The following is a 16,330-nucleotide window of genomic DNA, read 5'->3' on the forward strand; positions in this document are numbered from 1 at the left end:
CCCTGAGCCACCCCCTCCACCCCCCTATTCGCCGCGCGCCGGGACGGGGTTCACCGCAATCCGCGGATCCACTCGTCGACGATCGCGGCGGTGCTCCGCGCTTCGTCCTGCACCATCGAGAAGTGATTTCCGGGCGCCGTTTCGAGGACGTGCGCGGAATCCCACGGCATCGCGAGCCGGTCCTCTCCGCCGTCCCCGGGGATGAACGACTCGGCGGCCTGGACGAACAGCACCGGCGCCCGCAGCGCTTTCGGCGTGAACTGGATGAGCAGCTTCGTGTAATGGCCCATCGCGGACAGCCGGGCGCTGTCGAACCGTCCGAACGCCGGTTCCATTTCCAGCATCGCCATCGCGAGCGGCTCGCGTCCGGCCGTCATGGCCTTGTCCCGGGGCTGGAAGGTGTCGAGCAGGACGACACCGTCCGGCGCGACGTCCTTGACCGTCTCCAGGCGGTGCGCGACGGCGTGCGCGACGAGCCCGCCCGACGAGTAGCCGAGCAGGACGAACGGCTCCCCGTCCGCGGCGCGCAGCACGCTCTCCGCGACCACCTCGGTCAGGGCCGCCAGCGACTTCGCCAGGCTCTCGCCCGGCGCGAAGCCGGGCAGCGGCAGCGCCGACACGTGCCGGTTCCCGCCGAGGTGCGAGACCAGCCGGGCGTGCTGGTGGACGCCGCCCACCACCATCGGCGTGGACACGCAGATCAGGCGCGGGCGCTCGGGCCCGTCCGCGAGGACGACCGGCGCGGGAACCTCCGGCAGGTCGGCGATCCCGCCGAACCTCGGACGGATGTCCGCGACCGCGCTCAGCAGGACGAACCCCTGCATCGAGTTCCCCGACAGGACCGCCGAGCGGAACAGGTCGCTGAGCGTGTCCCCGCCGGTCTCGGCGGCGGGCGTCCCGCCGGTCTCCGCGGCGCCGTCGAGGTGTGCGGCGAGTTGGGAGTGGACGTAGCGGGCCAGTTCGCCCGGGTTCTTGGAGTCGAACACGGCCATCGCGGGGAGCCGCAGTCCGGTGGCGGTGTTGAGCCCGTTCCGCAGCTCCATCGCGGTGAGCGAGTCGAAGCCCGCTTCGAGGAAGTCGCGGTCGGGGTCGACGGCGTCCGGGCCCGCGTGGCCGAGGATCCCGGCGGCGTGGGTCAGCACCAGCGTCCGCAGTTCGCTCTCGCGCTCGTCCTCCGGGAGGGCGGCGAGGCGGCGGCGGAGCGCGTCGGCGTCGGCCCGGCCGCCCGCCGCCGCCGCGCTGCGGCGCGTCCGCGGCACCAGCCCGCGCAGGATCGGGGGCGTCTCGTCGCCGGTCGCGGCGGCGAGGGCCCGCGGGTCCAGCCGGATCGGGACGAGCGCGGCGGCGTCCAGCGCGCCCGCCGTGTCGAACAGGGCGAGGCCCTCCTCGGTGGGGAGCGCCTCGACGCCCGACCGGTTGACGCGCTGCATGCCGCCCTCGTCGAGGCGTCCGGCCATGCCGCTGTCGTTCGTCCCCCACAGGCCCCAGGCCAGGGACTGCGCGGGCAGGCCGTTCGCCCGGCGGTGCGCGGCCAGCGCGTCAAGGTAGGCGTTCGCGGCGGCGTAGTTGCCCTGGCCCGGCGTGCCGAGCACACCGGCCGCGGAGGAGAACAGGACGAACGCCGCCAGGTCCATGTCGCGGGTCAGCTCGTGGAGGTTCCACGCGGCGTCGACCTTGGGACGCAGCACCGTGTCCACGCGCTCGGGCGTGAGCGAGGTGATCACACCGTCGTCCAGGACACCGGCCACGTGGACGACACCCGACAGGGACCGTCCCTCCAGCAGGGCGGCGACGGCGTCGCGGTCGGCCATGTCGCAGGCCGCCAGCTCCACCTCCGCGCCCGCCTCGGACAGCTCGGCCTGGAGCTCCGCCGCACCCGGCGCGTCCGCGCCGCGGCGGCTGGTCAGCAGCAGGCTCCGCACGCCGCGCTCGACCACCAGATGCCGCGCCACGACCGCACCCAACGCGCCCAGCGCGCCCGTCACCAGGACCGTCCCGGAGAACTCTCCCGCTCCCGGCTCAGACGGCTCGGAGGGGTCGGCGGGGACCTTGGCGAGGCGGGCCGCGCGGACCGCGCCGTCGCGCACCGCGACCTGCGGCTCCCATCCCGCCGCCGCGAGCGCGGGCAGCACCGCCTCGACGTCGCCGGGGTCGGGGACGTCGGCGAGGACGATCCGTCCCGGGTCCTCCGACTGCGCCGACCTGACCAGTCCCCACACGGCCGCGCCCGCGAGGTCGGTCACGTCCTCGCCGTCCACGGACACCGCGCCGGACGTGGCGACCACGAGCCGCGAGCCGAGGAACCGGTCGTCGTCGAACCACGACCGGGCCGCGGCAAGGACGCCGTTCACGGCCGTCCGCACCGAGCCGGGGTCCATGCCGCCGGTCACGGGCAGGACGACCACGCCGGGGACGTCGCCTTCGGGGTCGAGCGCGTCCCAGTCCGTCCATTCCACGGCGGGGACGGGCGGCGCCGCGGGCACCGGGCTCCATTCCAACCGGAACAGCGACTCGTGGAACGGCGATCCCGCCGCCGCGGAGAGCTGCCCGGCGGTGATCTCCCGGAGGGCCAGGGACGCGACCGACGCGACCGGCTCCCCCGTCCCGTCGGCCACCGTCAGCGCGACCACGCCCGGCCCGGACGGCGTGACCCGCACGCGGAGCTTCGCGGCGCCCGAGGCGAACAGGTCGACGCCCGTCCACGAGAAGGGCAGCAGCACCCCGTCTCCGCCGGTCACGGCGTCGCTGAGGGCGACCGCGTGCAGGGCGGCGTCCAGCAGCGCGGGGTGGAGGCCGTAGTCGTCCGCCGCCGTCTCCTCGGGGAGCGCGACCTCGGCGAACACCTCGCCGTCGAGCCGCCACGCCGCCGTCAGGCCCTGGAACACGGGGCCGTACTCCAGCCCCGCCAGCGCCAGCCCCTCATACAGGTCCGTGACGTCGACCTCGGACGCGCCCGGCGGCGGCCACTGCTCCAGCCCCGGTCCCGGCGGCGTCGCGACGGCCGCCAGGGTGCCGGTCGCGTGCCGGACCCAGGGCGCGTCAGTGCCCGCGCGCGAGTAGATCTCCAAGGTCCGGGCGCCGCCCGGCTCCTCGGCCGCGCCGACCACGACCTGGACGGACGCCCCGCCGTCCGCCGGCAGGACGAGCGGCGCCTCCAGGGTCAGTTCCTCGACGTGCCCGCAGCCGACATGGTCTCCGGCGCGGACCGCCAGTTCCACGAACCCGGTGCCGGGGAAGAGCACCACCCCGGACACGGCGTGGTCGGCGAGCCACGGCTGCGCGCTCACCGACAGGCGGCCGGTGAGCGTCACGCCGTCCGATCCGGGGGCGGGGACGACCGCGCCGAGCAGCGGGTGTCCGGGCAGGTCCAGGCCGAGGGACGTGGCGTCGCCCGCCGCCGCCGTCGCGCCCGCCCAGTACCGGGCGCGCTGGAAGGCGTAGGTCGGCAGGTCGACGTGCCGTGGACGGCGCCCGGCGAAGGCGGCGGACCAGTCGACGTCCGCGCCGCCCGCGAACACCTCGGCGACGGACGCCGTGAAGCGGCCGAGGCCGCCCTCGCCGCGCCGCAGCGACCCGGCCGTCACGCCGGTCACGCCCGCCGACTGGAGCGTCTCCTCCAGCCCGACCAGCAGGCCGGGGTGGGGGCTGCACTCGACGAACGTGGTGAAGCCGTCGTCGAGCAGCGCGCGGGTCGCCTCCTCGAACCGGACGGTCCGGCGCAGGTTCGTGTACCAGTACTCGGCGTCGAGGACGGCGGTGTCGGCGAACCCGCCGGTCACCGTCGAGCAGAACGCGATCCGGGACGTCCGGGGCGACAGGCCGTCCAGTTCCGCGAGGATCCTGTCGCGGACGCCTTCGACGAACATCGAGTGGGACGCGTAGTCGACCGGGATGAGGCGGACGCGGACGCCGTCCTCCTCCAGCGTCCCCTTGAACTCGGCGAGCGCGTCGACCTCTCCGGCGACGACGACGGAGGTGGGGCCGTTGACGACGGCGAGTTCGAGGCGTCCGTCCCCTCCGGCGAGGCGTTCCGCGGCCCGCTCGGCGGAGAGCGCGACCGACAGCATCCCGCCCTGACCGGCCAGGCCCTCGCCGATGATCCGGCTGCGGACGGCGACGACGCGCGCCGCGTCGTCCAGGGACAGCGCGCCCGCCACGCAGGCCGCCGCGATCTCGCCCTGCGAGTGGCCGACCACGGCGCCCGGCTCGACGCCGAACGCGCGCCACGTCTCCGCGAGCGCCACCATCACGGCCCACAGGACGGGCTGGACGACGTCGACGCGTTCGAGGGCCGTGCCGTCACCGCGCAGCACGTCGAACAGGTCGAAGTCGACGAAGGGCTCCAGGGCGCGGGCGCATTCGCCGAGCCGGTCGGCGAACGCGGGCGAGGAGTCGAGGAGTTCGACCGCCATGCCCGTCCACTGCGAGCCCTGGCCGGGGAAGACCAGGACGGGCCGGGCGCCGCCGCCGCGTCCGCCGCCGGTGACGACGGCCGCGTCGGCGGTGCCCGCGGCGATCGCGTCGAGGCCGCGCAGCCCGGACTCCGTGCCGTCCGCCAGGACGACGGCGCGGTGCTCGAACACCGTCCGGGACGTCGCCAGCGAGTGCCCGACGTCGGCGGCGTTCAGGTTCCCGCCGGAGCGGACGGCTTCGGCGACGCGTCCGGCCTGGGCGCGCAGCGCCTCCGGGGTGCGGGCCGTCACCACCCACGGGACGACGCCCGGCTCGATGCCTTCGGGCTCGATGTCTTCGGATTCGGTGTGGTCGGGCTGTTCGAGGATGATGTGCGCGTTCGTGCCGCTGATCCCGAACGACGAGATCCCGGCGCGGCGCGGGCGGCCGTTCCGCTCCCACTCCCGCGCCTCGGTCAGGAGCTCGACGCGTCCGGCCGTCCAGTCGACGTGCGGGGTCGGCTCGTCCACGTGCAGGGTCTTCGGCATCAGGCCGTGCCGCATCGCCTGGACCATCTTGATGATCCCGGCCACTCCGGCGGCGGCCTGCGTGTGCCCGATGTTCGACTTGATCGATCCGAGCCACAGCGGCCGGTCGTCCGGACGGTTCTGCCCGTAGGTCGCGAGGAGCGCCTGCGCCTCGATCGGGTCGCCGAGCCGGGTGCCCGTGCCGTGCGCCTCGACGACGTCGACGTCCGCCGTGGTCAGGCCCGCGTTGGCGAGCGCCTGCCCGATCACGCGGCGCTGCGACGGCCCGTTCGGCGCGGTCAGCCCGTTGGACGCGCCGTCCTGGTTGGTCGCGGTGCCGCGCACCACGGCTAGCACCGGGTGGCCGTTGCGGCGGGCGTCCGACAGCCGCTCCAGCAGGATCATGCCCGCGCCCTCGCCCCAGCCGGTCCCGTCGGCGGCAGCGGCGAACGACTTGCTGCGCCCGTCCGCGGCGAGGCCCCGCTGCCTGCTGAACTCGACGAACGTGACCGGCGTGGACATCACGGTGACGCCCCCGGCGAGCGCCAGCGAGCACTCCCCCGACCGCAGCGCCTGCACCGCGAGGTGCAGCGCCACCAGCGAGGACGAGCACGCCGTGTCGACACTGACCGCCGGTCCCTCCAGGCCGAGCGTGTAGGAGACGCGGCCCGAGGCGATGCTGCCGCCGCTGCCGCCGCCCGCGTAGTCGTTGTACATCACCCCCGCGTACACGCCGGTGGCCGTGCGGCGGAGCGACACCGGGTCGATGCCCGCGCTCTCCACCGCCTCCCACGCCGTCTCCAGCAGCAGCCGGTGCTGCGGGTCGGTCTCGAGGGCCTCGCGCGGCGAGATCCCGAAGAAGTCGGCGTCGAAGTCGCCCGCGTCGTAGAGGAACCCGCCCTCGCGGGTGATGGAGCGGCCCGGCTTCCCCGGCTCCGGGTCGTACAGGCCGTCCACGTCCCAGCCGCGGTCGCGGGGGAACTCCGCGACGGCGTCGACGCCGCCCGCGACCATCCGCCACAGGTCGTCCGGGGAGGCGACGCCGCCGGGATACCGGCAGCCCATCCCGACGATCACGATCGGGTCGTCGTCGGACGGCGCCGCCGTCCGCCCGGCCGGGACGGCGGTGTCGTCGGCCGCGCCGAGCAGCTCGTCGAGGACGTGCAGCGTGACGGCCCGCGCGTTGGGGTGGTCGAACACGAGCGTGGCGGGCAGCCGGAGGCCGGTCGCGGCGGTGAGGAGGTTCCGCAGCTCCACCGCCGTCAGCGAGCTGAACCCGAGTTCGCTGAACGCCTTTTCCGGGTCGACCGAGCGGGCGTCCTCGTGGCCGAGGACGGCGGCGACGTGCGTGCGGACGAGGTCCAGGACGGCCCGCTCCCGCTCCGCCTCCGGCAGCCCGGCGAGACGGCGGCGCAGCGACGCCGCGCCCCCGGACCGCGCGGCCTGCCGCGCGGGCGCCCCGGTCAGGCCGTGCAGGATCGCCGGAACGCCGCCCGAACTCGCGAACGAGCGCAGGAGCGGGATGTCGAGGCGGACGGGCGCCAGCACCGCGTCACCGGCCGCTAGCGCCTTGTCGAGCAGCGCCAGACCTTCGTCGGCCGACAGGGGCGGCATCCCGGAGCGGCGCAGGCGCTCCGCTCCGGCGTCGTCGAGACCGTCCGCCATGCCGCCGGCCTCGGCCCACGGCCCCCACGCCAGCGACACGGCCGGGAGGCCGAGGGCGCGGCGATGCTCGGCGAGGACGTCCTGGAACGCGTTCGCCAGCGCGTAGTTGCCCTGCCCCGCGCCGCCGAGGACGCCCGCGACGGACGAGAACAGGACGAACGCGTCCAGTTCCCGGTCCAGGCCGAGGTCGCGGATCAGCTCGTGCAGGTGCCAGGAGCCGTCGGACTTCGGCGCGAGGACGGTGTCCATCCGCTCCGGGGTCAGCGCGGAGACCACGCCGTCGTCCAGGACGCCCGCCGTGTGGATCACAGCGGTCAGCGGTCGCCGCACGGTGGCGAGGAGGGCGGCGACCGCGTCCCGGTCCGCGACGTCGCAGGCCGCGACCTCGACGTCCGCGCCGAGGCCCGCCAGCTCGGCGCGCAACTCCGGCGCGCCGGGGGCGTCCAGGCCGCGGCGGCTGGTCAGCAGCAGCCGCCGGACGCCGTGCGCGGACACCAGGTGCCGCGCCACCAGCGAGCCGAGCCCGCCCACCCCGCCGGTGATCAGGACGGTTCCGTCCGGGTTCCATGTGCGCTCTGGTGCGGTCGCGCTCTGTTTCCTGGCCAGGCGCGGCACGCGGATCTCCGTGCCGCGCACCGCCAGTTCCGGTTCGCCGGAACGGGCCAGGGCCGACAGCGTTGCCGGGGTCGGCGCGCTTTCCGCGTGCTGTTCCGCGTCCAGGTCGATGAGGACGAACCGGTCGGGGTTCTCGTTCTGGGCCGTGCGGACGAGGCCGCGGAGCGCCGCCCCGGCCAGGTCGGTCGGACGCTCGCCGTCCGCGGTGACGGCCGCGTTCCGGGTCACCACCAGCAGGCGGGACGCCTCAAGGCGCTCCTCGCCGAGCCATTCCCGGACGATCCGCAGCCCCTCGTGGGCGGTCGCGCGGACGCTGCCGGGCACGTCGTCCGTCATGGCCGGGGACGCCCAGACGACGGTCTCCGGGACCGTCTCCCCGGCGGCCAGCGTCGCCACGTCCGCGAAGGCCGGGACGTCGGCGGGGAGCCCGAGCCGGTCGGTTCCGAGGACCGCCACGCGCCCGCCGGGCGGCGTCTCGCCGATCGGCTTCGCGCTCCAGGCGATGGTGAACAGCGCGTCGTTCCCGTCTTCGGGGACGTGCAGTTGCGACGGGGACACCCGCCGCGACAGCAACGACCCCACGGAGAGGACGGGCTGACCCGTTTCGTCGGTGACCAGCAGGCTTACCACGTCCGGGCCCGCCGGGGCGATCCGCACCCTGATCGCGGACGCTCCGGCGGCGTGGAGGCGCACCCCGCTCCACTCGAACGGCAGCGGCGCTCCCCCGGCGTCGTCACCGTCCCCGTCGTTGCCGGACAGGAGGAGCGCGTGCATCGCGGCGTCCAGGAGGGCGGGGTGAATGCCGTAGGACGCGGCCTCCGCCTGGTCGTGTTCGGGGAGCGCGACCTCGGCGAACAGTTCGTCGCCGCGCCGCCAGGCCGCCCTCAGCCCCTGGAACGCCCGGCCGTAGCCGAAGCCTCGATCGGCCAGGACCTCGTAGGCGTCATCGGTGTCCAGGGCGGTCGCGTTCTCCGGCGGCCAGACCGCCGTCGTGTCGGGCGCGGGCGCCGCGCCTCCGGCGCCCAGGAGGCCGCTCGCGTTCCTGGTCCACGGGACGTCGACCGGCGCGTCGTCGCGGTGGGAGTAGACGTCGACCTGGCGGGCGCCGTTCTCGTCCGCCGCGCCGACGACGACCTGGACGTCGACACCGCCCTTCTCGGGCAGGACGAGCGGCGACTCCAAGGTGAGCTGCTCGAGGACGTCGCAGCCGACCTGGTCGCCCGCGCGGATCGCCAGTTCGACGAGCGCGGTGCCGGGCAGCAGGACGGCGCCGAACACCTCGTGGTCGGCCAGCCACGCCCGGGACCCGAGTGCAAGCCGTCCCGTCAAGACCACGCCGTCCGCGTCCGGGGACATCACGGCCGCGCCCAGCAGCGGATGCTCGGTCGGAAGCTGCCCGAGCCCGGACGCCCCTCCGGACGTCACCGGGCCCTCAAGCCAATAGTCCTGGCGCTGGAAGGCGTAGGTCGGGAGTTCGACCACGCGGGCGGCACGGCCCGCGAAGACCGCGTGCCAGTCGACGTCCATGCCGTGCGCGTGGAATTGCCCGATGGCCGCCAGCATTTGCTTGGTCTCGGGACGGTCCCGACGCAGGACGGCCGCGACGGCGGCATCCTCCACACTGCTCTGCGCCATTGCGGTGAGGACGCCGTCGGGTCCGATTTCCAGGAATCGGGTGACGCCGTTGTCGTGGAGGTGGGTGAGGGTGTCGTGGAACCGGACGGCGTCACGGACGTGCCGCACCCAGTACTCGGAATCGGGTTGGGCACCGACGATCGGGATCGCGGGCGGCTGGTAGGCAATGGATTGGGCGATCTGGCGGAAGTCGTCCAGCATCGGATCCATCAGCGGGGAATGGAAGGCGTGCGACACGCGTAGGCGGGTCGTCTTGCGTCCTAGCTCGGTGAAGTGGTCGATGATTCGGACGACGTCGTTCTCCGCGCCGGAGACGACAGTGGCCTGCGGGCCGTTGACGGCAGCGATCCCGACCTCATCGCCCAGCAGCGGGGCGATTTCCTCTTCGGTGGCCTGGATCGCGGCCATCGCTCCACCGGGCGGGAGCGCCTGCATCAACCGTCCTCGGGCAGCGACCAACTTCGCCGCGTCCTCCAACGAGAACATTCCAGCGACGTGCGCGGCCGCCAGTTCACCGATCGAATGACCCGCCAAGAAGTCAGGGCGAACGCCCCACGACACCAGAAGACGGAACAAGGCGACTTCGACAGCGAACAGGCCGGTCTGAGTGAAGGCGGTCTGGTCCAGCAGTTCAGGGTCAGACCAGATGACGTCCTTCAACGACCCGTCTAGATGCTTGTCCAGTTCGGCGCAGACGGTGTCGAATGCGTCGGCGAACACTGGGAAGGTTTCGTAAAGCTCCCGGCCCATGCCTGGGCGCTGTGAGCCCTGGCCCGAGAACAGGAAAGCCGTGCCGCCCGAGGTGGTCACGCCGCGTAGTACGTCGGGATGCGGCTGGTCTGCGGCGAGCGCGGTCAGGCCGTCCAGGCCGGAGTTCCGGTCAGTGGCGATGACGACGGCGCGGTGGTCCCATCTCGCGCGCGCGGTCGCCAGTGACAGGCCGATATCGGCGTGGTCGAGTTCCGGACGGTCTTCGAGGTAGGCGTGCAGCTTTTCCGCTTGTGCCTTCAGTGCGTCGGCCGTCCTGCCGGACACGATCCACGCCGAAGGCCCGGTGGCGTCGGCTTCGGTGTCCGGAGTCTCGTCGGCCGGGGGCTGTTCGAGGATGACGTGCGCGTTGGTGCCGCTGATTCCGAACGAGGAGATTCCGGCGCGGCGCGGGTGGCCGTTCCGCGGCCATTCCCGCGCCTCGGTCAGCAGCTCCACATTTCCCGAGGCCCAGTCGACATGCGGGGTCGGCTCGTCCACGTGCAACGTCTTCGGCAGGACACCATGCCGCATCGCCTGAACCATCTTGATGATCCCGGCGACCCCGGCGGCGGCCTGCGTGTGACCGATGTTGGATTTGATCGACCCCAGCCACAAAGGACGTCCCTCCGGACGATCCTGGCCATAGGTCGCCAGCAATGCCTGCGCCTCGATCGGGTCGCCCAGCGTCGTTCCCGTGCCGTGCGCCTCGACCGCGTCCACATCGGCGGTGTCCAATCCGGCGTTGGCCAATGCCTGCCGGATCACCCTCCGCTGCGACGGGCCGTTCGGCGCCGTCAGGCCATTGGACGCGCCGTCCTGGTTGGTCGCCGTTCCACGCACGATGGCGAGCACCGGGTGTCCGTTGCGGCGGGCGTCGGAGAGGCGCTCGACGAGGAGCATCCCCGCGCCCTCACTCCAGGACGTCCCGTCCGCCGAGGCCGCGAACGACTTCGCCTTTCCGTCCGGTGCGAGGCCGCGCTGGCGGCTGAATTCGACGAACGCCTCCGGCGTCGCCATGACGGCCACGCCACCGGCAAGCGCCAGCGAGCATTCACCCGAACGCAGCGCCTGCGCCGCCCAGTGCAAGGCGACCAGCGACGACGAGCACGCCGTGTCAACCGTGACGGCCGGGCCTTCCAGTCCCAGCGTGTAGGAGATGCGGCCGGACGCGACCGAGCCCGTACTGCTGTTGTGCGCGTAATCGTGGTACATGACCCCCGCGAATACGCCGGTCGCGCTCCCCCGCAGGGACGACGGGTCGATTCCGGCGCGTTCGAGCGCCTCCCACGACACTTCCAGCAGCAGCCGCTGCTGCGGGTCCATCACCCACGCCTCGTTCGGGCTGATCCCGAAGAATTCCGCGTCGAACCCGGCCGCCGAGTAAAGGAAGCCGCCCTTGTCCACGTAGGTCTTGCCGGGACGCCCCGGCTCGGGGTCGAACAGTTCTTGGAGGTCCCAGCCACGGTCGACCGGGAGGCCGGAGATGCCGTCGCGGCCTTCGGCGACCAGGTTCCAGAGGGCGTCCGGCGTGGTGGCGTCTCCCGGATAGCGGCAGGCCATTCCGATGATGGCGATCGGCTCGTCGTCCGCCGGAGCGCGTACCGCGACCGCCCCACCGGCCGACGACGCCGCGCCCATCACCTCGTCGGCCAAGTAGTCGGCCAGCACGATCGGCGTCGGGTAGTCGAACACGAGCGTCGCGGGCAACCGCAGTCCGGTCACCTGGTTCAGGCGGTTGCGCAGTTCCACCGCCGACAGCGAGTCGAATCCCAGGTCGCGGAAAGCGCGGGTGGTGTCGATGTCGTCCGGCCGGTCGAATCCGAGGACCAGTGCCGTCCGGCCGCGCACGATGTCCAGCAGGACCCCTGGACGTTCCGCTTCGGGCAATGCGGCCAGCCGGTGGCGCAGCGCGTCCGCTTCACCGCCGCCCGGCGCGGCCGTCCGGCGGGTGCGTGGGCCGACTAGACCCCGGAGAATGTGCGGCAGTTCGTCCCCGGCGCCAGCCAGTTCCTTCGTGTCGAGCCCGATCGGGACCAGGAATGGTTCGCCCAAAGGGGTCGCCACGTCGAGGAGAGTCAAGCCCTGCTCGGTGGTCAGGGCCCGCACACCGGACTTGGCCATTCTGCGGACGTCTTCGTCGTCCAGGCGTCCGACCATTGAGTCGCCGTCCGCCGTCCACAGGCCCCAGGCCAGCGATTGCACGGGCAGGCCCAGCGACGCGCGATGCGCGGCGAGCCCGTCCAGGAAGGCGTTGGCCGCCGCGTAATTGCCCTGACCGGGCGAACCCAGAACGCCCGCGGCCGACGAGAACAGCACGAACGCCGACAGGTTCAGGTCACGGGTCAGTTCGTGCAGATTCCAGGCCGCGTTCGCCTTGGGGCGCAATACCGCGTCCATTCGGTCGGGTGTCAGCGACGAGATCACCCCGTCGTCCAGGACGCCCGCCGCGTGGACGACGGCCGAGATGTCGCGGCCCGCGAGCAGGTCGGCGAGCGCGTCGCGGTCAGCGACATCGCAGGCCGCCACCTCGACCTCGGCGCCCAGGCCCGCCAACTCGTCCCGCAACTCGACCGCGCCCGGCGCACCCTCGCCCCGGCGGCTCACCAGCAGCAGACCGCGCACGCCGTGCTCGGTCACCAGATGACGCGCCACCAGCGCGCCCAGGCCGCCGGTCCCGCCGGTGATCAGCACCGTCCCGTCGGTGCGGAACACCGGTTCCGCGTCCGGGCGGGTCGGGACCTTGCCCAGCCTCGGGACGTATGCGGCACCGCCGCGAACGGCGAGTTGCGGCTCGCCGGACCGGGCGGCCGCCACCGCTGCCGGAAGGTCCGCGGGGTCGTCGGTGTCGACCAGCACGATCCGTCCCGGGTCCTCCGACTGGGCGGACCGGATCAGGCCCCACACCGCCGCGCCGGGCAGGTCGCGGACGTCCTCGCCGTCCACGGCGACCGCGCCGCTGGTCGCCACCACCAGGCGGGACGCGGCGAACCGCTCCTCGGCGAGGAACGCCTGCGCGGCCGCGAGCACGCCGTGCAGGGTGGACGCGGTGTCCTCGGCCCGGCCACCGGCGACCGGCAGGGCCACGACCTCGGGGACCTCGGCGTCGGCGCCCAGCTCGTCCCAGCGCGCCCAAGACGACGGCTCGGCGGCGGCCGGACGCGATTCCGCCGGAGCCCACTGGAGCCGATAAAGCGAATCGTGGAACGCGGACACGGAAAGCCGATCCGCCGCGACCGGACGGGAAACCAGGGAATCGGCGGCGAGCACGGGACGCCCCGTCCCGTCCGCCAAGAGCAATTCCATTCCGCCCTGGCCGGTCGGCGCGAGACGCGCCCGGACGGACGACGCGCCCGAGGCGTAAAGGCGGACGCCGTTCCAGGCGAAAGGCAGCACCAGTTCGTCGTCGGCCTGCTCGCCCCGGGTGACGAGAGCGGTGTGCAGAACCGCGTCGAGCAGAGCGGGGTGCAGGCCGAACGCGGCGGCGTCGTGGCGGGAGTAGTCGTCCTCGTCCGGCAGGGCGACTTCGGCGAACAATTCCGCGCCGCGACGCCACACAGCGCGCAGCCCTTGGAAAAGGGGCCCGTAGTCGTAACCGGCCGCGGCGAGTTCCTCGTAGGCCCCGTCCAGCGGCACGGGCTCGGCGCCCTCCGGCGGCCACGCGGCGAGGTCGGAGCCGGGTTCGCCGCCGTCCCCGGCGAGCACGCCCGTGGCGTGCCGGACCCACACCTGGTCGGACGCGTCCGGCTGCGAGTAGACGCCGACGACGCGCCGTCCTGACTCGTCGCCCGGCTCCACCACCACCCGCACGGCGACGCCGCCCTGCTCGGGCAGGGCCAGCGGTGCCTGCAGCGTCAGCTCCTCGACCACCGGGCAGCCGACATGATCGCCCGCGTGGATCGCCAGCTCCAGCAGCGCCGTGCCCGGCACCACCACGCCGCCGAACATGCGGTGATCGGCGAGCCAGGGCTGCGCGTCGGAGGACAGGCGTCCGGTCAGTACCAGTCCGCCCGATTCGGGCAGTGCCATCACCGCGCCGAGCATCGGGTGCTCGGCGCGCCCGAGGCCGAGGGACACGGCGTCCTCGGCGCCCGCCGCGCCGTGCAGCCAGAAACGGTCGCGCTGGAACGCGTAGGTGGGCAGATCGACCCTTCGGGCGCCTCGGCCGTCGAAGAACGCGTCCCATCCGATCCGGACGCCGTTCACGTGAAGCGCGGCGAGTGCGGTGATGAGCGTGGCGGGTTCGGGACGCTTGGCGCTCAGCGCCGGTACGGCGACGATCTGGTCGGACGGGTCGAGAACGGCCTGCGTCAACGCCGCCAGGACGCCATCGGGGCCGATCTCCAAGAACTGCGTGACTCCGTTCTCCTGAAGGCCGGTGAGCGTGTCGTGGAACCGGACGGCGTCGCGGACGTGCCGCACCCAGTACCCGGCCTCAGCCTTCGCGCCCGGGACGGGAATCGCGGGGGCCGTGTAGGTGATGGATTCGGCGACTCGGCGGAAGTCGTCGAGCATCGGGTCCATCAGCGGGGAATGGAAGGCGTGGGAGACCCGCAGCCGGGTGGTCTTGCGTTCGAGCTTCTTGAAATGCTCGACGACGCGGGTGACTTCGTCCTCGGCGCCGGAGACGACAACGGCTCGGGGGCCGTTCACTGCGGCGATTCCGACCTGGTCGTTCAGGAACGGGACGACCTCGTCCTCGGTCGCCTGGACGGCCGCCATCGCTCCGCCGGACGGCAACGCCTGCATCAACCGACCCCGAGCCGCGACCAGTTTCGCGGCGTCCTCCAGCGAGAACATTCCAGCCACATGCGCGGCCGCCAGTTCGCCGATCGAGTGACCCGCCAGGAAATCGGGCCGGACGCCCCACGACTCCAGCAACCGGTAAAGCGCCACCTCGACCGCGAACAATCCGGTTTGGGTGAAGACGGTCTGGTCGAGCAATTCAGGCTCGGACCAGATCACGTCTTTCAGGGGGCGGTCCAGATGCCGGTCGAGTTCGGCGCAGGCGGCGTCGAAGGCGTCGGCGAACGCCGGGAACGCCTCGTACAACTCGCGTCCCATTCCAGGACGCTGTGAACCTTGGCCAGAGAACAGGAACGCGGTCGGCTTCGGCGCGGCGACGCCCCTGACGACGGCACGACCGGATTCGCCCCGAGCGAGTTCCTCCAGTCCTGACAGCAACTCGTCGCGGTCCTGGCCGACCACCACGGCGCGATGCTCGAACACGCCGCGCGTCGTGGCCAGGGAGAAGCCGATGTCCAGCGGCGATGGCCGTTCGTCCGCGCGGGCGAACGCGGCCAGGCGGGCGGCCTGGGCACGCAGCGCGGCCTCGCTCCGCGCCGACACGGCCCACGGGACGACCGGCGAACCCGCCTCGGGCGGCTCCGCTTCCTCCACGGCCGGGGCCTGCTCGACGATCACATGCGCGTTCGTCCCGCTGATTCCGAACGAGGAGATTCCGGCGCGGCGCGGGTGGTCATTCCGCGGCCATTCCCGTGCCTCGGTCAGCAGCTCCACATTTCCCGACGCCCAGTCGACATGCGGCGTCGGCTCGTCCACGTGCAACGTCTTAGGCAGGACACCATGCCGCATCGCCTGAACCATTTTTATGATCCCGGCGACCCCGGCGGCGGCCTGCGTGTGACCGATGTTGGATTTGATCGACCCCAGCCACAGCGGCCGATCCTCCGGACGATCCTGACCATACGTCGCAAGCAAAGCCTGCGCCTCGATCGGGTCGCCGAGCGTCGTTCCCGTGCCGTGCGCCTCGACGGTGTCGACCTGGTCGGCCGACAGTCTCGCGCTGGCGAGCGCCTGCCGGATCACCCTCCGCTGCGACGGGCCGTTCGGCGCCGTCAGGCCATTGGACGCCCCGTCCTGGTTGACCGCGGAGCCGCGCACGACGGCGAGCACCGGGTGGCCGTTGGCCCGGGCGTCCGAAAGGCGCTCGACCAAGAGCATTCCGGCGCCCTCGCCCCACGATGTGCCGTCCGCCGCCGCGGCGAACGATTTGGCTCGGCCGTCGGCCGCCAGGCCGCGCTGGCGGCTGAATTCGACGAACGCTTCCGGCGTCGCCATGACGGCCACGCCACCGGCCAATGCCAGCGAGCATTCACCCGACCGGAGTGCCTGCACCGCGAGATGCAGAGCGACCAAAGACGACGAGCAGGCCGTGTCAACCGTCACCGCCGGGCCCTCGAAGCCCAGCGTGTAGGAAATGCGTCCGGACGCGACCGAGCCCGTACTGCTGTTGTGCGCGTAATCGTGGTACATCATCCCCGCGAAAACGCCGGTGGAACTGCCCCGCAGGGACGCCGGGTCGATTCCGGCGCGTTCGAGCGCCTCCCACGACACTTCCAGCAGCAGCCGCTGCTGCGGGTCCATCACCCACGCCTCGTTCGGGCTGATCCCGAAGAACCCCGGGTCGAATTCCGCCGCGTCGTGCAGGAAGCCGCCGGTCCGGACATAGCTCTTTCCGGGCGTGCCGGGCTCGGGGTCGTAAAGGCCCGTGTCCCAGCCCCGGTCGGCGGGGAAGTCCGAGAGCCCTTCCGCGCCGTCCGCGACGAGCGTCCACAGGTCTTCGGGGGACGCGACGCCGCCCGGATACCGGCACGCCATGCCGACGATCGCGATCGGCTCATGGCGATCGGCGGTGAGCTTGCGCTGCTGGGCGCGCAACCGCTCGGTCTCCTTGAGCGATGCCCGCAGTGCGGTGAGGAGTTTTTCGTCGTTTTCGGGCATCGTCG

The 16,330-nt window shown here is 73.0% G+C and carries 1 protein-coding gene; it reads right to left on the reverse strand.

From position 1 onward, the window contains the following. Positions 1-50: 50 nt before the first annotated feature. On the reverse strand, positions 51-16,325 hold the full coding sequence (locus tag ACH01S_RS45940; RefSeq protein WP_067890626.1) for a type I polyketide synthase: 16,275 nt from the start codon (positions 16,323-16,325) through the stop codon (positions 51-53). Positions 16,326-16,330 lie beyond the last annotated feature (5 nt).

This window comes from Actinomadura chibensis NBRC 106107, from assembly GCF_001552135.1.
In the GTDB taxonomy this organism is placed as follows: domain Bacteria; phylum Actinomycetota; class Actinomycetes; order Streptosporangiales; family Streptosporangiaceae; genus Spirillospora; species Spirillospora chibensis.